The sequence below is a fragment of the Spirosoma migulaei genome, assembly GCF_054776855.1.
Genome location: NZ_BAAHBG010000006.1, coordinates 315,875 through 337,457, shown reverse-complemented (window position 1 = coordinate 337,457; position 21,583 = coordinate 315,875). Strand labels below are relative to the sequence as shown.

The following is a 21,583-nucleotide window of genomic DNA, read 5'->3' as shown; positions in this document are numbered from 1 at the left end:
CGGGTCTTTGCTAGTTTTATCGGTATACTTCACCAACATAGGTTATGGAATTCGGAAAAATACAGAACCCCGATGCCGTAAATTTTTCGCTACCACCTGGTTCGTCGTTCAACGCGCGAATCTGGGCCGCTGTTGAGCCGAGCCACAGACCTATGGTATCTATTGGTGGACCAATCTGGGCCAATAAAGACTATGTTGGCAAGGTGTATCCGTCAAATGCGAAAGAGCGCGATTTCCTGCATTATTATACCCGACAGTTTAATACCATCGAGCTAAACTTGACTCATTATCAGATTCCTACAGCAGGAATGATTGAGCGATGGAAAGTTGAAGCGTCGTCTGGGTTTACCTACTGTCCAAAGTTTCCGCAGATTATTAGCCACGAGCGACAATTGATTGCTACGGAAGGACTAACAGAAGAATTCATCAATGCCGTGTTGAATCTGGAGGAATTTCTGGGTATGACATTTTTACAACTGCCACCAACCTTTGGACCAGACAAATGGCCTGTTCTGGAGAACTATCTTAAACGTTTGCCCGACGAATTGGATGTAGCAGTTGAGTTTCGGCATCCAGATTGGTTTTGTAAGGCAGCGGTCTGGCAGCAGACACTAGAACGACTTTATTTATTACGTCGGCATGTAGTTATTACGGATGTGGCAGGTCGGCGTGATGTGTTGCATATGGGATTGAGTAGCCCCGTGCTAACACTGCGGTTCATTGCTAATGAAGGCCATCCCACCGATTACACCCGCACCGATGCGTGGATTCAGCGACTTAAAACCTGGTTCGAAAAAGGGCTTCAGTCGGCTTACTTATTTATTCATGGCGGTGGTGATAACGATACCGCTCCAGAGCTGATTTTGTATTGGATTCGGGAATTGAATAAGCACTGTGGTCTAAACCTCCGCGAGCCAGTTTTGCAGCCTAAAGTCGTTCAGGGGAGTTTGTTTTGACAGGATTTTTGCCGAAGCCGTGCCACGGTTTCTGATGCCATATGATATACTGTGGCACGGCTTCGGCAAAAATCCTGTTTGATTTACAACCGCAAGCCTTTACCTTTGCCTTATGATTTTAGCAACCACAAACCATTGGCATCATCATTCTGAGCGGTAGCGCAGCAGAACAAGATGCTCGTGTTTGTGAATTCGGAGAGATAATCCTGATTACCACAATATACAAAGCCCGGTTCTGCTAAGGAACCGGGCTTTTTTAATGAGTGATCGGGGCCGCCCGTGCGGTTTAATGAAAAATGGATAATGCCGGCGGCAACATTCTTCATTATGCATTGTACATTATCCATTAAGCTTTATGAAAACTGTCATAATTAAATACAACGCGGGCAATGTGCAGTCGGTAATGTATGCACTGGAACGACTGGGAGCCAGTTACCTATTGACCGACGATGAAGCCGAAATCCGTTCGGCCGATAAAGTTATCTTCCCTGGAGTGGGCGAAGCCAGTACAGCTATGGCCTACCTGCGGGAGCGCGGTATGGATAAATTAATCCCTTCCCTGAAACAGCCTGTATTAGGTACATGTGTGGGTATGCAGCTTATGTGTCGCTATTCGGAAGAGAACAACACGACCTGCATGGGTATTTTTGATATCGACGTTCGGCGGTTTCCTGCTCAGCCAGAGTTTAAAGTACCGCATACAGGCTGGAATAATATCCATTCATTGAGAGGACCTTTGACTGAGGGCTTACCCGAGAGTGCCTACATGTACTTCGTACATAGCTATGCTGCTGACGTTTGCCCCGAAACCACTGCTGTTTGTGAGTATGTTCGACCGTTTAGCGCCATGCTACAGCGTGACAATTTTTACGCAGCCCAGTTCCACGCCGAAATTAGCGGGAACGTTGGTCAACGGATTCTGGAGAATTTTTTGAAACTTTCTTAAACGCAAAGACGCAAAAGATGCGCTAAGTACGCAAAGAAATACCATTGCGATCTTTGCGAAATCTTTGCGCCTTTGCGTTTCCCCTACCTATGCATATCATACCCGCTATTGACATTATTGAAGGTAAAGCCGTCAGACTCACCCAGGGCGACTACCATCAGAAGAAAGAGTATAACGCCCGGCCGCTGGAAGTAGCCAAGCAATTTGAAGATGCTGGTCTGACGCGTCTTCATCTGGTTGACCTCGACGGTGCCAAAGAGAAGCGCGTTATCAACTGGAAGGTACTGGAGTTAATTGCTTCCCAAACCACACTACAGGTTGATTTTGGTGGAGGAGTTCAGTCCGATGATGACTTGCGCATGGTGTTCGAATGTGGCGCCAAACAGGTTACAGGCGGGAGTATTGCCGTAAAGAACCCCGACGTGCTAGAGCGATGGCTTTCTCAGTATGGACCTGATAAGATTATTCTGGGTGCCGACGCCAAGAATGAGAAAATCGCAGTGAGCGGTTGGGAAGAAGGCACAGAAGTCTGGATTTATGACTTCCTGGAAAAGTGGACAGAGAAAGGTATACAATACGTAATCAGTACCGACGTCGCGAAGGATGGTCTGCTTGAAGGGCCATCGTTTGATTTATACCGTAACATGCAGGATCAATTCCCCGATCTGAATGTCATTGCCAGCGGGGGCGTCAGTAACATGTCCGACATTGAAATGCTGGCCGACATGGATGTTTTCGGTGTTATCGTTGGAAAGGCGATTTATGAAGGACGTGTGACGTTGAAGGAATTACAGCAATTTAATGGGTAATGGATCAGAAATACACTATCAGCACCGATAAAACTAAACTCAACCTGGAGGTAATTCACCGCTACTTGAGTCAGGAAGCCTACTGGTGCCTAAATATCCCGCTCGAAATTGTTCAGCAGTCAATTGAGAACTCGCTTTGCTTTGGGGTTTATCAAGGTGAAAGTCAAGTTGGTTTTGCGCGCGTAGTGACTGACCAAGCGACCTTCGGTTATCTGGCCGATGTGTTTGTTTTACCCGAACACCGAGGCAGAGGTTTATCGAAACAACTCATAGCGTTCATTATGGCTTATCCTCAGCTGCAGGGTTTGCGTCGAATCATGCTGGTTACGCGGGATGCACATGGCTTGTATACCCAATTCGGTTTTACGCCGATTGATAGTCCAGAAAATACAATGGCCATTAAAGCCTTTACTGCTTACTAATGCTTACAAAACGAATAATCCCCTGCCTCGACATAAAAGACGGTCGCACCGTTAAAGGCACCAATTTTGTCAATTTACGTGACGCTGGCGATCCGGTTGCCCTTGCCGCTGTTTATGCCGAAAACGGGGCTGATGAACTGGTATTTCTCGACATCACAGCCACCGTCGATGAGCGGAAAACCCTCATCGAACTCGTTCGAAATGTAGCACACACCATTAACATTCCGTTTACGGTTGGGGGCGGTATATCGTCTATCGCTGATGTTTCTGCTTTGCTCAACGCCGGTGCCGATAAAATTTCGATTAATTCGTCAGCCGTACGAAATCCAAATTTGATAAACGAACTAGCATTGGAGTTTGGGAGCCAATGTATCGTAGTGGCCATTGATACGCGATGGATTAGCGTGGAGCAAGGAGCGGAGAGCAGGGATAATGATATGGCCCAAACCGTGCCCCGCGCCCCGCGCTCCCTGCCCTACGCTCACATTGTTCACACACATGGTGGACGTAGACCAACGGAGCTACGCACTATTGCCTGGGCAAAGGAAGTAGAAGACCGGGGTGCCGGTGAAATTCTGCTAACGTCAATGGATACCGATGGTACGAAGGCAGGCTTTGCAATTGAACTAACTGCACAGATTTCAGGAGCAGCTAATATTCCGGTAATTGCATCGGGGGGAGCTGGCACGATGGATCATTTTGTAGATGTATTCACCGCTGGAAAAGCGGATGCAGGGCTGGCAGCCAGCATTTTCCACTTCAAAGAAATCGAGATTCCTGCACTGAAAGGGTACCTGCGTGAGAAGGGAATCGAGATGAGGATAACGGATTGATTGTCTTGAACAGCTGGAAGCTGTTCAAGACAGCTAAAACTTAAATCCTAATTCCAACGCAACAACCCGGTTTTTAGAAACCAATTCATTTCCACGTGCTACGTTTATCAAACCACGCTGATAACTCATTCCCAAATTGAAGGCATTATTCTGATTGATCTTATATTGTACGCCCGTTCCAAGCAGCAACTCAATATCCCCATAACCATATTGCCGACGGCTGCCCCCGCTCTCGGCAGTATAAAGACCATTCCGGGGCTCGTCTAAGGCTCGTTCCGCCAGTTTAAGGCTCAACAATCCGCCTGTTTGCACATAAAGCCGCACATTGGGAGCAATGTTATTGGCAAATAATTTTACTGTGGCCGGAATTTGTAGATACTGTAGGTTATAAACAGATTCTTTCTCCGGTGCACCAGGATTCCACTGGCTTGAACCAAATGTACCCGGCATTTGAAATCCCGATCGTTTGATAGTATACCAAAGCCCAGTACCGAAGGCGTATCGATTCTTGAAGAAAAAATAATCTAATGATGGTCCAACGCTCATCCGAACACCAGTACTGTTGGTTCGAAAACCGGCATAAGTCCCCGTTCCTTCGGCGGTGTTAAGGTTGAGCGAAGGCGCAAATCGAATGCTCATTTCAATGAGGTGCGTAGGCCAGGCATAATCAGGACCAGACCCGTAGCCATTATTTTCAGATGAGTTGTCGGTTGTTTGACTTTGCTTACGACGTCGGCGTTTACGATCATCGTCATAATCCTTGCGGTTTTGATCCTGACCATCATAATTATCGCCCAAGATCTTGCGGAATCGCTTTTCTGTAATGCTCGATTCTTTGGTGCGCATTTGATATAATGCGGGAGATGTTGATTGAGCCCAACTATAGCTAATCGTTAGGATGAACAAAATCAAACCTAACCCTGCAACTTTTTTCATAATTTTGCACGTTTTCTATATTGAAAACTCGTGATTTTCATGCGAATACAGACAGCCCTTGCGGGGCTTTTTTGCTTACTTTTATTGGCTTCGTGTACTAAAAACGAAGATGTTACGCTTATCCGGTTCGACCAGCAACTTTTTTCTGATAAGTCGCCCGACAAGATTAAGTCATTGCTGAATCAAAATCCGGCTGTCGCTCAATTGTACTTTAACGCGAATGGGGCCGGAAATGATACAGCGCTCGTCCATGAATTGACCAACCGGGTCAATAACCCGGCTCTCAACGAACTCAATGCCCAGGTTCAGAGCGAATTTGGCGATATGGCCGATATTCGCAGTCAATTGGCCCAGGCGTTTACAAACATAAAAAAAGACTTTCCGGATTTCCATTCGCCCAGAGTCGTGACTGTTATCACGGGTTTTCTTGGGCCGGATCTGGTTGTTACCGATAGTCTAATCGTTATTGGCCTCGACTACTTTGCTGGCCCGAAAGCGAAATATCGCCCACAGGGCCCCGAGTATCCACAATACATTCTGCGTCGCTACGCGAAAGAGTACATTGTTCCCGCTATTGTTTTCGCGATCTCTGACAAATACAATGCCACGAACCGGGCCGACCAAACGATGCTGGCCGATATGGTGTACTATGGCAAAGGATACATATTTACGAAAACGATGCTGCCTGATGTAGGGGGTGAACCCATTGCCGACAGCCTTGTTATCGGTTACTCAGACAAACAACTAAGCCAAACGTTTAATGCACAGGATGTTGTTTGGGGGCATTTTATTGATAATCAATTACTATATCAAACAAACCCGGCAATAAAACAGCGATATTTGAACGAACGGCCTTTTACCGCCGAAATTGGTCAGGCTTGCCCTGGTGCAATTGGTCGTTGGATCGGTTGGCGGATTGTGGGTCGCTATCACGACGAGCATAATAGCGTCAGTATCGCGGATTTGATGCATAACGCCGATACCCGGCAAATTTTTGAACAATCGGGTTATAAAGGACAAAAAGAATAATTGTTTACAGTTTTTAGTTTACGGTGGCTGACGCGTTATATAATCTCCTGCGTCAGCCACCGTAAACTAAAAACCGTAAACAGAAAACCATATTTATAATGGCAAAACGGGGACGAGGTTTTGGCGAAGAAGCCAGCGAAGAGGATAAAAAGAAATTTAGTAAGGAAGGCTTTAAAAAAGCCCTGAGCATATTCCAGTTTGTGAAACCCTATCGGTTTCAATACATCATCGGGTTTGTGTTTCTGATCTTATCGACGGGTACAACGATGAGTTTCGGATTGCTGATTGGTCAGATTACCAGCGTTATTCAGGGAAAGTCGGCGTTTACGCTCAATCAGGTAACACTGTTTTTTGTGGGCGTACTGATAGCGCAGGCCGTTTTCTCATTCTTCCGAATTTACTTCTTCTCGCAGGTAAGCGAGCGAGCCATGGCCGATGTGCGTCAGGCGACTTACAGTAAGATTATTACGTTACCAATTCGATTTTTTGAACAACGACGCGTAGGTGAATTAACCAGCCGTATTTCGGCAGATATTTCGCAGTTGCAGGACGTTCTGACGCTAACGGTGGCTGAATTGTTTCGGCAAGTAGGTACACTGACGATTGGTACGGCCATTATTTTATACGTGTCCTGGAAGCTGACCCTGTTTATGCTGGCCACCTTCCCGGTCATCATTGTTGCGGCAATGGTCTTTGGTCGGTTTATCCGCAAACTGTCGAAACAAGCACAGGATTTGCTGGCTCAGGCCAATGTTATTGTTGAGGAAACACTTCAGTCGGTAAACGTGGTAAAAGCATTTACCAACGAACGGCTCGAAATCAATCGCTATGGAACTGCTTTGCAACGGGTTGTTGGTACAGCGCTGCGGGCGGCACGATTCCGGGGAATATTTGTATCCTTCGTGATTTTTGCCCTGTTTGGTGGCATTATTGGTGTAGTATGGTTTGGTGGCTCACTGGTTTTATCGGGCGAAATGCCGTTTGCTGATTTGCTGACATTCATTGTCTACACAACATTTATTGGTGGCTCTGTAGCTGGCATGGGTGATTTATACGCTCAGTTACAGCGAACGATTGGCTCATCGGAGCGGGTGCTGGAAATTCTGGAAGAGCCATCAGAGGTCGACGCTAGTCAGGAAACTCCCTTGTTTGTACCAGTTCATGGGCAAGTCCAGTTCGAAGATGTTCGGTTTTCCTATCCGTCTCGCCCTGAAATACCCGTTTTGAAAGGAATCTCCTTTGATGTTGCTGCTGGGCGGAAAATTGCCCTGGTTGGGCAGAGTGGAGCCGGGAAGTCCACCATTGTTCAGTTGTTAATGCGCTATTATCAAATTAGCAGTGGTAAAATTACTGTTGATGGTCGCGATTTAACAGGTTTCAATATAACAGAGTTACGGAAAAATATTGCCGTGGTACCCCAGGAGGTGATGTTGTTTGGCGGTACGATTCTGGAAAATATTCAATACGGTAAACCCGGCGCTACAGAAACAGAGGTTCGGGAAGCAGCACGGAAGGCGAATGCACTTCAATTTATCGATTCATTTCCCGAAGGATTGCAAACGATTGTTGGTGAACGGGGCGTTAAATTGTCAGGAGGTCAGCGACAACGGATTGCTATTGCCCGGGCTATCTTGAAAGACCCAGCCATTTTGATTCTGGATGAAGCTACGAGTTCGCTCGATGCCGAATCTGAACGGTTGGTACAGGAAGCGTTAGATGTGCTGATGCAAAACCGAACGACCATCATTATTGCCCACCGACTGGCAACGATTCGGAAAGTAGACAGGATTTACGTGATGCGCGAAGGCCAAATTGCGGAGTCGGGTACTCACGACGAACTAGCTACGCAGGAAGACGGCATCTATGCAAACCTGGTTAAATTGCAGTTTGAGATAACAGAATAATAATTAATGTAAAATGGATAATGCAGCAACTAGTTATTATTCATTTTACATTATTAATTAATAAACCATGACATTGGCCGAAAAAACCCTGAAAGACTTTAAGCTCCGCCATACAAATGGCCGGGAGGAAGTACTTGATTTGTTTCTGAACGCTGGTCATGCACTGGCGCACCACGATGTGGAAAATGGCTTAAGTCCAGACCACGACCGTGTCACGATTTATCGGACGCTACGGACGTTTTTAGATAAGGGACTTTTGCACAAAGTTCTCGATGATGAAGGTGGTACTAAATATGCTCTCTGTCGCGAGCGCTGCGCCGATGGTCATCATCATCACGACCATGTTCATTTTAAATGTGAAGCCTGCGGTCAAACCACTTGCCTGGATCAGGTTAGCATTCCTTCGGTTGCCCTTCCTGAAGGCTATAATCGAAAAGAAATGAACTTATTAATTCAAGGCGTTTGCCTGGATTGTAATAAATAACGTGGCCCGGCCGCGTTACACTAATGTCTACTGAAACTAGTTTCCTAAATCGCCAACAACAATTTATTCGGGACGAACAAGCTGCTCAACGTCAGTATAATCAACTAGCCTTCTGGAGACTTGTCTGGTTTATTGGCAGCGTCGCTGCTGTCTGGCTACTTATCCGACTTGATTATCAATTAGGGGCTGCTGGCAGCTTACTGGCCGGATTGATTGGTTTTTTGGTACTCCTCAAAAAACACCAAACCGTCCGACGTAAACGTGACCTGAGCCATCAGTTGACGTTTATCAATCAGGACGAAGCCGCTCGACTCAAACGACAGTACCTGCGTTCTGAAACCGGAGATCAGTTTGCTAGTTCAACGCACCATTATTCCGGCGATTTAGACGTATTTGGAAAACATTCACTATTTCGGCTTCTAAACCGGACGCACACCTACGAAGGGCAGAATCGACTGGCGAACTGGCTCAAGTCTCCCTCTAACCCCGATGGTATTCGACTCCGCCAGCAAGCCGCTTCCGAACTGAAACCCCAACTTGACTGGAGACAACAGTTTGAGGCCTTTGCCAACCTAGAAGAAACCGTTGGTCGCTCACCCGATGCAGTGGTTAAATGGGCAATGGCTGAGAGTTCAACGTTGCCAGGTTACCTGAACATTGTCCGGTTTCTATTTCCGGTTATTACCGTGAGTTTATTTGTTGCCTGGCTGTTAGGTTACATGCCGGGTACAGCCGTGTTGCTCGGATTAGCCGTTCATGGTCTGGTTCTTAGCCAGACGGCGGCAAAGGCAAAAGAAGCTAGTGAACAGACATTTGAGATTTCGACGGCATTGCGGGCATTTCAGGCGCTTTTTAGAGAGGCTGAACAGGTAAAAGGAGATACGGTACGACTGCGAGCTATTCGGCAGGCGTTGATGTCCAAAGATAGGTCTGCTTCAAAAGCCATTGGCCAACTTGGTCAGCTAACGGAAGGGCTGAATTACCGCCGAAATCCATACTTTTTCCTGCTCTTTGGCATAGCAACTTTATGGGATGTTCATTACCTGTTTCGACTCGAAGCCTGGCGGCAACAGTATGGGCCGGATCTCAGCCGCTGGTTTAAAGCGTTGGGGGAGCTTGAAGCACTCAATAGTTTGGCTGGCTTCGCCTACGCGCACCCAGCCTATACAACGCCCGATATTGTTGATGATGAGTTCATGCTGGATTTTACACTGGCTTCCCATCCTTTATTACCAACCGACCGTAGCGTCGCAAACTCACTCACCCTAAACGGAGCCGGAAAAACGGTGCTCATCACGGGTTCGAATATGTCGGGGAAAAGCACCTTCTTACGTACCGTTGGGGCCAATGTCATATTGGCATTGGCGGGGGCAGTTGTCAGTGCTGAACGATTCTGGTGTTCGCCCGTACGAGTCTTTACGAGTATGCGAACGAATGACTCACTTGAAGAAAGCACATCATCGTTTTACGCCGAATTAAAACGGCTACAAACGCTAATTGGCCTGACCAAACAAATGACGGATGATAAGCAGGCAGCTTTATCGCAGGATCGCCTGCCGGTTCTCTATTTTCTGGATGAAATTCTGAAGGGGACAAACTCGGCTGATCGACACAGAGGGGCAGAGGCACTTATTCGGCAGCTACACCAGACAACTGCCTCTGGATTTGTTTCGACCCATGATCTCGAATTGGGTCAACTTACGGATGCCGATAGCTTTGTGCGCAACTTCCATTTTCAGTCTGATCTTCACGATGGCGAACTCGTGTTTGATTATAAACTCCGGAATGGTATCTGCGAAAGCTTTAATGCCAGTCAATTAATGAAAGCAATTGGAATTGAGATGGATGCCGTCCAGAAGTAGAGCGCCTTACATACATCTTTTGTTTCAGTCGTAACGCTTAGACGTTCACTACGGAGAAAATTGTAGGCTGAAGTTGACTTCGAGAGCTTCAGTTCTATAAAACAACCCCTTTTAACACTTGTTAGCTACTATGAAAGCAGTATATTTGCCGATGTAAAAAATAGTATGCAAGCATACTATTACTGTGTTTGTTCACGTACTTTTTCAATCAGTGGAAACGGATTTAATAAATATAGGAGCAATAAAAAAAGCCTTCCCAATGGGAAGGCTTAACGTTAGGGTGGTGGTGATGGACGGAATCGAACCGCCGACACAAGGATTTTCAGTCCTTTGCTCTACCAACTGAGCTACATCACCCTGAAACGTGGGTGCAAAAGTATATATAATGCGCCTTTTTACAATGCATTGACTAAAATAATTTTCAATAAAGTGTTGGCGATTACGTCAATTTATTGATTATCAGTTATAATAAGCTCAAATACGAATGGAGATTATTCAACAAATTTTGTTTGTAGCGGCTCTAGCCGTAACAGGTTGGTATATAACTAAGCGCGTTAGGCTCATCACACGTGCTATTAAGCTTGGCCGTGCCGAAAATCGCTTCGACCATCCAGACGAGCGATTGAAAACGATGCTTCTAGTAGCCTTTGGGCAAAAAAAAATGTTTACCAATTTGCTGGTTGGCGTCATGCACTTTGTTATTTATGCTGGTTTTCTCATTGTTAACCTCGAAGTACTTGAAATTATTCTGGATGGTATGCTAGGAACGCATAGGCTATTTGCCCCTTACATTACACCCGTTTATCCAATTTTAATTGATGTCTTTGAGCTATTAGCGTTTGGCGTGCTGGCTGTTTGTGTCATTTTTTTATGCCGTCGGTTTATTGCGAAAGTACCTCGTTTTCAGGAAAAACGCCATCGTGAAATGACCCGCTGGCCCCGTACTGATGCTGCCATCATTCTAACCGCTGAGATTTTACTTATGATCGCATTCCTCACCTGGAATGCATCCGATAGCGTGTTACGTGATCGGGGTGTTGGGCATTATGCTGAATTGCAGGGTGTTGTGCCTGACTTCCTGATCAGCCAATTTTTTAAGCCGCTTTTTGCCGGGTTTAGTGATACAGCTCTTACCGTGTATGAACGCACAGCCTGGTGGTTGCATATTTTAGGGATTCTGACTTTCGCTGTTTATGTAACCTATTCAAAACACCTCCATATTGCCCTTGGCTTTCCGAATGTCTATTTCTCGGACCTACAGCCAAAGGGCGAAATGCAGAATATGCCAGAGATAACCAAAGAAGTTCAGCTCGCGCTTGGCTTGCCTGTTACGACTGACGCAGATGGATCACAAAACAACGATAATGGCGAGCAGCCAGCGGAAGTTGGGAGGTTCGGTGCTAAAGATGTGCAGGATTTGAAGTGGATCAATCTTATGAACGCCTATAGTTGTACTGAATGTGGGCGTTGTACATCAGTCTGTCCCGCCAATATTACAGGCAAGAAACTGTCGCCCCGAAAAATCATGATGGACACCCGCGACCGACTTGAAGAAATTCAGCGCGGATGGAAAACGAACGGATATGACTACAAGGACGAAAAGTCTTTATTGAATGACTATATAACTGCCGAGGAGCTCAACGCCTGTACGACTTGCCAGGCCTGTGTAAATGCCTGCCCGATCAATATAAACCCATTGGATATCATTCTGCAATTACGCCGGTATCGGGTTATGGAAGAATCGCAGGCACCAGCTTCCTGGAATGCCATGTTTAGTAATATTGAGAATAACATGGCTCCCTGGAAATTCTCGCCCAGCGATCGGTTTAACTGGGCTGATCAGGTGAATGAAAAATAGGTTAGGGTATTCGGTTTATAGCTCACGGTGGGCTAATGCAAGAGCAACTGGCGCGTCAACTTACTATAAGCTGTAAACCGAATACCGAAAACATCCCAACTATGTCAACTGAAAAAACATACAAAGTACCAACGATGGCCGACATGGTTGCATCGGGCGAAGAACCGGAAATCTTGTTTTGGGTTGGGTGTGCTGGCTCATTCGATGACCGTTATAAACGGGTAACTATTGCCTTCGTTCGTATTCTGAATCATGTTGGTATTAAGTTCGCTGTGCTTGGTTCCGAAGAAGCCTGTACGGGCGATCCTGCCCGACGCGCTGGGAATGAGTTTCTGTTCCAGATGCAGGCCATGGCCAATATTCAGGTGTTAAATGGCTACAATGTCAAGAAAATCGTGACAGCCTGTCCGCATTGTTTCAATACGCTTAAAAATGAGTACCCTGAATTAGGGGGAAACTATGAGGTAATCCACCACTCACAGTTTTTGCAGGGGCTCATCAACGAAGGACGTGTTCGTGTGAAAGATGGGCAGTCGTTTAAAGGACGTCGTATAACGTTTCATGACTCTTGCTATCTTGGCAGAGCTAATAAAGTGTATGAGGCTCCACGTGAAGTGTTGGCAGCACTAGATGCCGACCTAGTCGAGATGAAGCGTGTACGGGCCAATGGCTTGTGCTGTGGAGCAGGTGGTGGCCAGTATTTCAAGGAACCCGAGCCTGGTAAAAAAGATGTAAACGTGGAGCGCGTTGAGGAAGCGCTCAGTACAGGTGCCGATATGATTGCTGTAGCCTGCCCATTTTGTATGACAATGATGTCTGACGGTGTTAAGAATAAGAACCGCGAAGATTCTGTGCGTGTCTACGACATTTCGGAACTCATCGCCCAAGGGCAAGGGTTGTGAGATCAATAAATAATGTAGAATGGACAATGAATAATGAGGGAATCATTCACTTCATTTATTCTACATTATTCATTGTCCATTCTACATTATTTATTGACTATGTACATAGATTTTGATAGACTGCCGGATACCGCCCGCGTATGGGTGTACCAGGCAAACCGTTCGCTTACGGATGGTGATATAAAAACGATAGACGAAGCGTTACAACCTGCCTTGAGCCAATGGGCGGCACATGGTCAGCCATTGTTGGCATCGGCAGAAGTGGTTAACAATCGATTTGTTGTAGTTGGCGTAGACGAAGGGTATACCTTACCCAGTGGCTGTTCAATTGATGCTTCGATGCGGACTGTGCAGGAAATTGGACGTCAATTGGCAGTGGATTTTTTCGACCGTTCGGCGGCTGTTCAGGTAGCAGACGGAACGGTACAGACGTTTGCTTTGCCGGCCATTAAAGGAGCCGTTGCCGATGGATTGATAACACCTGATACAATGGTATTTAACACATTAGTGAAAACAAAAGCGGAGTTTATGGCAGAATGGCGCATTCCGGCCATTACCTCATGGCTCAAACGATATTTTAAAACAATTGAGGCTTAACGAGCCGTTAAAGAGATTATGGGGCCAGTCAGATGCTACTAATGAGTAGGATTTGCCTGGCTTTAACGTTGTCAGGTATAGGAACGTTCACTGCCAAATCGTCATATTCGATTAACTTTAAACATTCTTTTCAAACAAAGGATTAATTTTTGTGGTGTAAGTTGTGTAACTCAGCGAATCTGATCGTCTTATTATTGAATTCGTTGGGTATGGCCGATAGTAAACGGCAATTTACTCTTACTTTTATGGCGACTATTCCCGAAGTTATGTCAGATACGCCAACTCGCGACGACGACCAATTGTTACCCGACAGCGACCCGACCGAACAACCCTCGGCAGATACTCCCGCTCGTGGTTATTCCGATGCGCAGAAGTACCAGATTTTTAATAAGGAGTTTATGCCACACATTGACTCCATGTACAACTTTGCTTTTCGGTTGACAACCGACGAGGACGACGCAAACGATCTCGTACAGGATACTTACCTAAAGGCATTTCGGTTCATTTCGTCCTTTGAGCAAGGAACTAACGCCAAAGCATGGCTGTTTCGGATTCTGAAGAACAGCTTCATTAACGATTATCGGAAAAAAAGTAAGGAACCCGCTAAAGTAGATTATCAGGACGTTGAAACGACCTATAACTCTGAAGATGCGGAATCCGAACATACGGTCGACCTTCGGGCCGAATCAGTTTCCGACTTAATCGGCGATGAAGTGGCAACGGCTTTAAACTCGTTGCCTGTGGATTTCCGGACAGTGATTATCCTCTGCGATATCGAAGGATTTACGTATGAAGAAATGGCTAAGATTCTGGACATCCCAATAGGTACTGTACGATCTCGACTACACCGGGCTCGGAACCTATTGAAAGAAAAATTGCGTGATTACGCATCTTCGATGGGCTATAAAGAAGAAAATGAAGAATAAACCGAACTTTTTCTAAGCCTAAATTGGTTCTGCTGATAACTTAATGGTATTATTATTCTTGGAATAAATAAAATTTTTCCAATGCAAACTTCGTTGCCGCCCTCATCTTCATCTAGCGCAAAACCAGAGATGAAAGAACATTGTAATCACAGCGCCGACTGTCTGAAGATGATCCAGTTGATTCTGGATGGAGAAGCCACCGAACAACAGCTTGTCAGAGTGAAAGCTAATCTTGAATCATGCAGACCCTGCATCGAGATGTACCAGCTTGAAAAGGAAGTGAAGGAGTTATTGACTAAGCGAATGGAGAAACGATGCTGCCCAGAGCAGTTAGTAGCAACGATCAAATCCAGAATTCTGAGTTTTAGTTAATAGTAGCCAACCTAATTGGGGTAATTAAGGAGTGCGTACACCAGCAACCTTAATTACCCCAATTACTTTTAGTTAAATCAACCCATTACCCACTGTGGACGGTAAGCTTATTATTTTTTCAGCCCCTTCTGGTTCGGGCAAAACTACAATTGTCAAGCATTTGCTGGCCGAGAACAAGAATCTCGGCTTTTCTATTTCAGCCTGCACCCGCGACCGCCGGGGCCGCGCTGAAGAAAATGGGAAAGATTATTATTTTTTGACACCCGAAGAGTTCAAGCATAAAATCGATGACAACGAGTTCGTTGAATGGGAAGAGGTTTATACCGGCGCATTCTATGGCACGTTAAAGTCTGAAATAGAACGAGTGTGGTCTACCGGCAAACACGTTCTTTTTGATGTGGATGTTCAGGGTGGACTAAAGCTGAAAAACTTCTATGGCGATAAAGCACTGGCCGTTTTTGTAAAAGTACCAGACGAAGAGACGCTCCGCCAACGTCTAATAGGCCGTGGTTCTGAGACTGAAGAAAGCTTGTCCCGACGCTTGTTTAAAGTCCACTTTGAAATGAGTTTTCAAGATCGTTTTGATGTCATTTTAATGAATGATGATCTGGAAACATCACTTCAAAAGGCGCAAAAACTGGTCGACGATTTTATAAAGGAAAATAAAGTACCCGTGAAAGCGACAGTAATTTAATAGTAGTAGTTAGGAGCGAATATTGAGAATGGCTGGCTCAAAATTAGGGCGGTAGTTGTTATCCCTGCTCCTTGCTTCTCGCTCCTTACCCCCATGAAAATCGGCTTATTCTTCGGTTCCTTCAATCCCATTCATATTGGCCATCTGATCATTGCGAATACGATGGCAACCACAACCGATCTCGAACAGGTGTGGTTTGTGGTGTCGCCCCAAAATCCCTTCAAGAAGACCAAAAGCCTCCTGCACGAGTTCGACCGGCTGGATATGGTTGAACGGGCTATTGCGGATAATAGTCGCCTAAAGGCCACGAATATTGAGTTCTCGATGCCAAAGCCCAGCTATACGATTGATACTCTGACACGGCTCAGCGAAAAATATCCTCAGCATGCCTTCCGACTGATTATGGGCGAAGATAATCTGGAGCAGTTTGCCAACTGGAAGAATTACGATAAGATACTGGAATATTACGGTTTATATGTGTACGAGCGCCCCCGCACAGTAGAAAGCTCATTTAAAACGCATGCCAGTGTTCGTGTTGTAGAAGCACCCTTACTGGACATCTCGGCTACGTTCATACGCGACTGTATTCGCGCCAACCGATCCATACGGTATATGGTGCCGGAAGTGGTGGAAGAAATGATCGAGCGGAAGAAGTTTTATGTGTAACGCGGACATCCTGTCCGTCTGTAACGAAAAGAACGATTTTTGGCTATGCGAACAACTTGTCCGCGTTACTAAGGTGTTCCATTTTGAAACGTTACTTCAGTAGCTACACCAATTGCACTCATCCGAATTGCCACGGAACGGCTGGTTGATTTAACGCCAGCTTGGTCGCACTGGGGGCCTTTTTCCAGGAAATAAATATAGAATTTCTGATTTCGGTCGGCAATTTGATTGATATCAGGGCGGCCAAGGAGTTCACCAATAGTGTTGGTCGTTTTGCCTTTCAAATTTTGAATTTCCGCTCTAAAAGCGGGTTCAAGTGTAGCCCGAACGCCGTTACAACCTCCCCGATCTCCCCGCCATTTTTTTACATCAAGTTTGCCAAATGTATCCGGTGCAGGTCCACATCCGGTAACTAAACTGATCAGTGTGCTAAAAATAAAAAGCCGTAGCCCTTGTTTTGCCCCTTTAATAGCTCGCTCGTTCACTAGGTTCGGCTTATTGTTCATTATAAAGTACCTGTAACAGCGTTTGGCCAACGGCCTTAAGGGTGCCCCGGTCAATGTTACTCATATTGTCTTCTGCGGTGTGCCAGGCCGGGAAGAAACCTCCCGTAACCACATTCGTATGAATAATGTCGATCATCGGGATTTTGGCAATCGTGTTGGGAGCAACGTGGTCATCGGTAATTTGACCGCCGGGCGTATCAACAAAATATTGGCTGTATCCGGCACGACTGGCCGTTTGCCAGACATTGTTAACAACTGTCGGAGCAAACTGCATCGAAAGGCCCTCTTTAGCAAATGTAGCGCCTTTAGCACCAACCATATCTAACAGAATGCCAAAATAAGCTGAATACCCAGGCTTATGCAGGTTTTTGGCCCAATAGCGTGAGCCTAAGCAGAATCCGATATAATCGAACTGATTACCGCTGGCCTGTTCAAAATCGTTACTGGCTTTTTCGCCATTGCCCCAGTCTTCAGCATCGAAAAAGATAATATCAATGCCTACGGTTGGTTTTTGCTGACTCTGCTGAATAGATCGGGCTAGTTCGAGCAACACACCTACACCACTGGCTCCATCATTAGCGGCTGTAACGGGCTTTGTCTGGTCAGCTTTGTCTTGGTCCTGATCAGCATGCGGGCGTGAATCCCAGTGCGATGCTAGTACAATACGCTTGGTAGCACTAGGGTTGATGCTGCCTATGATATTACGGGCATTTAATTTCTTGCCATCCCAGGTGGTTGCTACAAATGACTGCTCAATAACAGTACAACCAAATTGCTTTAGTTTGGCGGCCAGGTAATTTCCAGTTTGGACATGAGCGGGTGTATTGGGCACTCGTGGCCCGAACTTTACCTGCTGATCAACATAGGAGTAAGCCGAATCGGCATTAAAAGCGGGAGCCGTAATGGTAACGGGTTGCTGTGTGGTATCGTTCTGGGTCTGCTTGGTACGGCAGGCGCTAATAGACAACAAGACAGCCAGAAAGGAAAGGATGATTTTTTTCATGACAGAGCAACACATCCCTTTTGGACTGGGATCGGGTGTTGTAAAACGATTTAATACCGCTTTTGTATATCGGCCTGCAAAAATACCGAAAAGTCAGCCGTTTAAATAATCAAATAGTAAGGTCAATTGACGCTTAAAGGGAGCTTGGTGTTTTTGAGTAAATCAAACCAATTCCCTTTTCTTTTATTGGCTTTTAATCTGATTTTAATGTGTTCTTTTTGCTGTGGGATATTTATTAGCGATAAAGAGTATAACCTGCAGGCTATAAGCCGATGACCGGGATGTAGAAGGCGAATTTGAATTTTTTCAAAACAATCACTAGAACACATTAACTGAGATCACTCAGACCTTTTTGTTCATAAAGAAGGGGCTTCGCTAATGAGTGTATGGTGATTCTATTGCCCACCGAAGAAATTGCCCAGGTACAACCCGGTGAAATTTTTTTTCATCGGAATGTGGCCAATCTGGTTGTGCATATGGATATGCTCTCGGTTTTATAGTATGTCGTAGAGGTTTAAAAAGTGAAGCATGTTATCGTATGCGGACATTATGGCTGTGGGGGCGTAAAAGCTGCCATGTCGAATAAAAATCTTACTGATTAATAGATGGTTATGGTCCATAAAAGACGTTTGCCATTGGCGTGAACAGGAGCTGATGCTACTGGCTGATGAGCAGGAACGTTTTGAGCACTTAGTCGAACTGAATGTTCAGAAGCAGGTAAAGAAGCTGGCCCAAACAACAATTATTCAACGAGCCTGGAAAAGATTCAAAGCTTCCCATTTGCACGGATAGGTGTACGGATTGAAGACCAGTCTGATCAAAGAGATTTTAAATCTACCACCAGGCAGCCCGGAAGTAGCTGTGTATACCTACGATTTTGAGTAAAAAAGAAGCCCGGCTGTGTTACAGCCGGGCTTCTTTTTTACTCAAAATCGTAGGTAGTTAACTGCCAGCAAAGCTAGACTATTGCATAGACCGATAAGGACCGTTTATAGGGTGACTGAAAGGCCAGCACGATTTGCTCTGCACCCAAATGGTAAACTACCCACAGTTGCTAAAAGACCCTCTATAAAAATTACGAATGTTTTGTAGCGTTTTGATAATTCCTCCCGACTTAGTTGATAAGTCATTAATCTAACTTCTTAAAGCGATGAAAAATTTATTATTCCTGGGAGGATTATTAACCATCTTAGCTGGATGCAGTCAGGACATACAGCCTGAAAATACCCCTAACTCGTCCAATAGAGTGGCCAATGGAGCTACAATCACAGGTACGTTGCAAATCAATAAATCAACGACTGATTCGACTCATTGCCAACCTTCAACTTGTAACATTGTTGCTACTAAGATTGATATTAATCAAATTGTTAAGCGAGATAGTACTGGTATAACCTATAGCGATACGCTCTGGAAAGAAACCAATACGAAGCTCAAAGTAGTGTCAAATATCAACCAGTCGTTTAAGCTTACAGATGTTGTTGCAGGCTACTATAAACTAGTCTTAACCACAACTCCTTGTGGGTTTAGCCAAACCATTGATCGGGTTAAAGTTGCTGACGGGGCTAATGTCAATCTAGGGTCAATCCATTTTTAATTGTGGGCTGTAAGGGGGCATGACTATGTTCCTGTATAAAGTAGTCGAACCCGCTAAGGGTTATATAGCGCGTTACTCACCAAAGTTATATCGTCAAAACATACAGGAGAGATTCTCCCAGGATGAATTGGTAAAATCAATAAAACAAGCTCGCCGGGAAATAAGCAAAGCCTGTTTCGTTGAGAAGGTGCCGTACATATGACAGCTGAATTACTGGATTGTACACCACAGGAGCAAGAATGCCTGCAGGGGTGCCGTGGAGATAATCCGAAAGCACAGGAGATGGTTTTTAAACGGTACTACAGCTTAGTATATGGAATCTGCATACGTTATCTTTCATCGAAAGAGCTTGCGCAGGAAGTTGTCAACGACTGTTTTTTTAAACTGTTTCACCAGCTTAAATCAACCTATCCCAATCCCACCTATTTCCGGCCCTGGCTTCGTCAATTAGCCGTGCATACGGCTATTGATGCGTACCGGAAAGAAAAACCATATTTGCACCAGAGCACCATCGACGATCTAGTCACAGAGGTAGGATACCCAGAATATGTACATGATAGCCTGAACGCCGAGCAAATTTTAAGCCTAGTAGCGCTACTACCCGACTTATGGCGTCTAACCTTCAATCTTTATGAAGTGGAAGGGTATGCGCATGAAGAAATTGCGGTGTTACTAAACATTCCGGTTAGTAGTTCCAGGGTGTACCTGACCCGGGCTAAACAACGGCTTAGAGAATTGCTGGGGCAACATAATGCTGTGCGAACCTATATGCCCATCTACTATACTTCTTCTGCTGATCGTCCGGAAGACCCAGACTGGGCGCATTTTAGGGAAACGCTACGCAGTTACGAACCGGTAGGTGATCCAAATGCCTGGAGCCGGTTTCAGAAATTTCAGCGAGGCTCTCGCTCTCCCAAACAGGGGCGCTTGTATAAGCTGATTCTGCTGACGACGGTGGCAATTATTTGCGAAAAATCACAGCACATTGTTCCACATTGGTTGCCCACGCAGGCTGCTGCCATAACGGTGAAAGCAGGTACTATTGCCACATCGAATAGCCAGCAGGGGCCGAGATTTGTTGTGGAGGAACCCGAAAAACAGTCTACTTTTCAATCGGCTAAAGCTGATTCGGCTGAACTTGAGCCGGTTGCACCAGGCCTGAAAATGGTTAAAACCGATGCCATAACGCCCTCCTCACTGGTATTGGTGCCTGCTGGTGGGTTGTCCTATACCGCAACGAGCATCGGGAAAAGGGCTGAGTATAAAGTTGAACTGGCGGATAAAATCGCTTTTGAAACAAAAAAATCGCTACCTACGACAACTACTCTAAAACCATTCAGAAAAGAGGAATCTCATTATAAATCTGCATCGACAACAGTTATTCAAGCTCAGCGTTCTCGGGGGAGAGGCTCCTCTGCTCCGATTCATGTTCGTCTTTTGGATGATTCTCGGTTTGATTATCAAGAAAATAGATGGGTTGGAGCCCTAAAAAATAGCTCAACGGCAAAAACACCTCCCTATGCGAAGGAGCCGTTGTCTAAATCTTTGGGGACGAGTAAGGCAGGGGGGCGGCTTCCCGAAACGACCTCCACTTCAGCTGGACTAGTTAGGTTGCAGATAAATAAGCTAGCGACCAGACCATTGTCATTCAATCATATATCTGCCAATATACCCGCCAGGATTCACTTCTTACCGCAGGTTTCTGTCTCGCCAAAGTCAAAATCGGTTGAACGGCCGGTATTTATTGGCGCCATAGTGGGGATGCAGGCTGCATACATACCGCAGGGAAAGCCCACCTGGGTGTTATAAGTGGAGTTTGGGTTGACAAAATGCTGACTCGTAAGCTTTTTTTGGGGACAGGATTAACACTGTCCCCAACGCAGGTAATACAGGCTGGAAATGGCCTGGCCAGCCAGGATTCGATTACTAGGCGGGAATTGCTGCAACAAACTAATCAGTGGTGGCAGATTACGTTGCCGCTTTCGATTCGATACACGTTTATGGATACAAAACGGGTAAGTTGGTGGGGGGCGATTGGAGTATCATCGGCTTTAATATTTAGCGAAAAGCGTACCAGCCAGTATCAGGTAACAAGAGTAAATCCAAACCCACTTGACTCGACCCAGCAGGTTAAACCGTATACCGAACAAGTAGTACAGCGCACACCTGCCAGTGTATTACTACAACCGTTTCGTTGGCTAACCTTGTCTACTGGGCTTCGGATGGCGACGGTTGGGAAGTACGAGTGGTGGACAGAACCCTATTTTAGCTACCCAATTGGCGC

24 protein-coding genes, 1 tRNA gene and 1 pseudogene are annotated in these 21,583 nt (G+C 45.7%); 21 read left to right on the top strand and 5 right to left on the bottom strand.

Going from position 1 to position 21,583, the window contains the following annotated elements:
• The first annotated feature begins 44 nt into the window (after positions 1 to 44).
• Complete coding sequence (locus ACYVGO_RS09500; RefSeq protein ID WP_142776460.1) at positions 45 to 956, top strand: DUF72 domain-containing protein; 912 nt, start codon at positions 45 to 47, stop codon at positions 954 to 956.
• A gap of 110 nt (positions 957 to 1,066) precedes the next feature.
• Here ACYVGO_RS09500 and ACYVGO_RS09495 read toward each other — a convergent pair whose 3' ends face one another.
• Positions 1,067 to 1,282, bottom strand: coding sequence for a hypothetical protein (locus ACYVGO_RS09495; RefSeq protein ID WP_460969048.1), 216 nt, complete (start codon positions 1,280 to 1,282; stop codon positions 1,067 to 1,069).
• Positions 1,283 to 1,311: 29 nt separating this feature from the next.
• On the opposite strand from ACYVGO_RS09495, the gene hisH reads away from it, so the two are divergent.
• The 4 genes from hisH (at position 1,312) to hisF (ending at position 3,966) form a co-directional block, all read left to right on the top strand.
• Positions 1,312 to 1,902, top strand: coding sequence for an imidazole glycerol phosphate synthase subunit HisH (gene hisH, locus ACYVGO_RS09490; RefSeq protein ID WP_460969047.1), 591 nt, complete (start codon positions 1,312 to 1,314; stop codon positions 1,900 to 1,902).
• Positions 1,903 to 1,991: 89 nt separating this feature from the next.
• Entirely contained in the window at positions 1,992 to 2,711 is a 720-nt protein-coding gene (gene hisA, locus ACYVGO_RS09485) for a 1-(5-phosphoribosyl)-5-[(5-phosphoribosylamino)methylideneamino]imidazole-4-carboxamide isomerase (protein WP_460969046.1), read from the top strand.
• Complete coding sequence (locus ACYVGO_RS09480; protein ID WP_460969045.1) at positions 2,711 to 3,133, top strand: GNAT family N-acetyltransferase; 423 nt, start codon at positions 2,711 to 2,713, stop codon at positions 3,131 to 3,133. Before hisA ends, ACYVGO_RS09480 begins: the two co-directional genes overlap by 1 nt.
• Positions 3,133 to 3,966, top strand: coding sequence for an imidazole glycerol phosphate synthase subunit HisF (hisF, locus tag ACYVGO_RS09475; RefSeq protein ID WP_460969044.1), 834 nt, complete (start codon positions 3,133 to 3,135; stop codon positions 3,964 to 3,966). Before ACYVGO_RS09480 ends, hisF begins: the two co-directional genes overlap by 1 nt.
• A 33-nt stretch (positions 3,967 to 3,999) precedes the next feature.
• On the opposite strand, the gene ACYVGO_RS09470 is transcribed toward hisF, so the two are convergent.
• The gene (locus tag ACYVGO_RS09470; protein WP_460969043.1) at positions 4,000 to 4,902 is read right to left on the bottom strand and encodes an outer membrane beta-barrel protein; all 903 of its coding nucleotides are present in this window, start codon (positions 4,900 to 4,902) and stop codon (positions 4,000 to 4,002) included.
• 39 nt (positions 4,903 to 4,941) lie between these two features.
• Between ACYVGO_RS09470 and gldB the strand changes: the two genes are divergently transcribed.
• The 4 genes from gldB to ACYVGO_RS09450 all read left to right on the top strand — a co-directional run bounded on the left by gldB (position 4,942) and on the right by ACYVGO_RS09450 (position 10,181).
• Positions 4,942 to 5,931, top strand: coding sequence for a gliding motility lipoprotein GldB (gene gldB / locus ACYVGO_RS09465; protein ID WP_142776453.1), 990 nt, complete (start codon positions 4,942 to 4,944; stop codon positions 5,929 to 5,931).
• Between the two features lie 98 nt (positions 5,932 to 6,029).
• The gene (locus tag ACYVGO_RS09460; protein WP_460969042.1) at positions 6,030 to 7,835 is read left to right on the top strand and encodes an ABC transporter ATP-binding protein; all 1,806 of its coding nucleotides are present in this window, start codon (positions 6,030 to 6,032) and stop codon (positions 7,833 to 7,835) included.
• 67 nt (positions 7,836 to 7,902) lie between these two features.
• Entirely contained in the window at positions 7,903 to 8,319 is a 417-nt protein-coding gene (locus ACYVGO_RS09455; RefSeq protein WP_142776451.1) for a Fur family transcriptional regulator, read from the top strand.
• 23 nt (positions 8,320 to 8,342) lie between these two features.
• Entirely contained in the window at positions 8,343 to 10,181 is a 1,839-nt protein-coding gene (locus tag ACYVGO_RS09450; RefSeq protein WP_460969041.1) for a MutS-related protein, read from the top strand.
• Between the two features lie 281 nt (positions 10,182 to 10,462).
• On the opposite strand, the gene ACYVGO_RS09445 is transcribed toward ACYVGO_RS09450, so the two are convergent.
• A tRNA-Phe gene (locus tag ACYVGO_RS09445) sits at positions 10,463 to 10,538 on the bottom strand.
• A 127-nt stretch (positions 10,539 to 10,665) separates the two neighbouring features.
• Here ACYVGO_RS09445 and ACYVGO_RS09440 point away from each other — a divergent pair.
• The 7 genes from ACYVGO_RS09440 (at position 10,666) to nadD (ending at position 16,196) form a co-directional block, all read left to right on the top strand.
• Positions 10,666 to 12,039 (top strand): 4Fe-4S dicluster domain-containing protein, encoded by a 1,374-nt coding sequence (locus tag ACYVGO_RS09440; RefSeq protein WP_460969040.1) that lies wholly within the window; start codon positions 10,666 to 10,668, stop codon positions 12,037 to 12,039.
• A 101-nt stretch (positions 12,040 to 12,140) separates the two neighbouring features.
• Complete coding sequence (locus tag ACYVGO_RS09435; protein ID WP_460969039.1) at positions 12,141 to 12,941, top strand: (Fe-S)-binding protein; 801 nt, start codon at positions 12,141 to 12,143, stop codon at positions 12,939 to 12,941.
• Between the two features lie 99 nt (positions 12,942 to 13,040).
• Positions 13,041 to 13,538 carry a hypothetical protein gene (locus ACYVGO_RS09430; RefSeq protein ID WP_460969038.1) on the top strand — a complete coding sequence of 166 codons (498 nt, stop codon included), beginning with the start codon at positions 13,041 to 13,043 and terminating at the stop codon, positions 13,536 to 13,538.
• A 245-nt stretch (positions 13,539 to 13,783) separates the two neighbouring features.
• Positions 13,784 to 14,464, top strand: a complete 681-nt coding sequence (locus tag ACYVGO_RS09425; RefSeq protein ID WP_198174876.1) for a sigma-70 family RNA polymerase sigma factor — start codon at positions 13,784 to 13,786, stop codon at positions 14,462 to 14,464.
• Between the two features lie 129 nt (positions 14,465 to 14,593).
• Complete coding sequence (locus ACYVGO_RS09420) at positions 14,594 to 14,836, top strand: hypothetical protein (protein WP_142776446.1); 243 nt, start codon at positions 14,594 to 14,596, stop codon at positions 14,834 to 14,836.
• Positions 14,837 to 14,930: 94 nt separating this feature from the next.
• Positions 14,931 to 15,530 carry a guanylate kinase gene (gene gmk / locus ACYVGO_RS09415; protein WP_460969037.1) on the top strand — a complete coding sequence of 200 codons (600 nt, stop codon included), beginning with the start codon at positions 14,931 to 14,933 and terminating at the stop codon, positions 15,528 to 15,530.
• A 93-nt stretch (positions 15,531 to 15,623) separates the two neighbouring features.
• Positions 15,624 to 16,196: a nicotinate (nicotinamide) nucleotide adenylyltransferase gene (nadD, locus tag ACYVGO_RS09410; RefSeq protein ID WP_460969036.1), complete on the top strand. Its 573-nt coding sequence runs from the start codon at positions 15,624 to 15,626 to the stop codon at positions 16,194 to 16,196.
• A gap of 68 nt (positions 16,197 to 16,264) precedes the next feature.
• Here nadD and ACYVGO_RS09405 read toward each other — a convergent pair whose 3' ends face one another.
• Together ACYVGO_RS09405 and ACYVGO_RS09400 are read right to left on the bottom strand one after the other, a co-directional pair.
• Positions 16,265 to 16,681, bottom strand: coding sequence for a hypothetical protein (locus tag ACYVGO_RS09405; protein WP_460969035.1), 417 nt, complete (start codon positions 16,679 to 16,681; stop codon positions 16,265 to 16,267).
• A gap of 10 nt (positions 16,682 to 16,691) precedes the next feature.
• Positions 16,692 to 17,705: a M28 family peptidase gene (locus ACYVGO_RS09400; protein WP_460969034.1), complete on the bottom strand. Its 1,014-nt coding sequence runs from the start codon at positions 17,703 to 17,705 to the stop codon at positions 16,692 to 16,694.
• Between the two features lie 386 nt (positions 17,706 to 18,091).
• Between ACYVGO_RS09400 and ACYVGO_RS09395 the strand changes: the two are divergent.
• The 5 genes and pseudogenes from ACYVGO_RS09395 to ACYVGO_RS09375 all read left to right on the top strand — a co-directional run.
• Positions 18,092 to 18,307: pseudogene (locus tag ACYVGO_RS09395) on the top strand (carbonic anhydrase).
• Positions 18,276 to 18,497 (top strand): carbonic anhydrase, encoded by a 222-nt coding sequence (locus ACYVGO_RS09390; RefSeq protein ID WP_460969054.1) that lies wholly within the window; start codon positions 18,276 to 18,278, stop codon positions 18,495 to 18,497. Before ACYVGO_RS09395 ends, ACYVGO_RS09390 begins: the two are co-directional and overlap by 32 nt.
• Positions 18,498 to 18,855: 358 nt before the next feature.
• Positions 18,856 to 19,299: a hypothetical protein gene (locus ACYVGO_RS09385; RefSeq protein ID WP_460969033.1), complete on the top strand. Its 444-nt coding sequence runs from the start codon at positions 18,856 to 18,858 to the stop codon at positions 19,297 to 19,299.
• 198 nt (positions 19,300 to 19,497) lie between these two features.
• Positions 19,498 to 21,108, top strand: a complete 1,611-nt coding sequence (locus ACYVGO_RS09380; RefSeq protein WP_460969032.1) for an RNA polymerase sigma factor — start codon at positions 19,498 to 19,500, stop codon at positions 21,106 to 21,108.
• Positions 21,109 to 21,128: 20 nt separating this feature from the next.
• Positions 21,129 to 21,583: hypothetical protein (locus ACYVGO_RS09375; RefSeq protein WP_460969031.1), on the top strand; the 455-nt coding region annotated here is incomplete at its 3' end.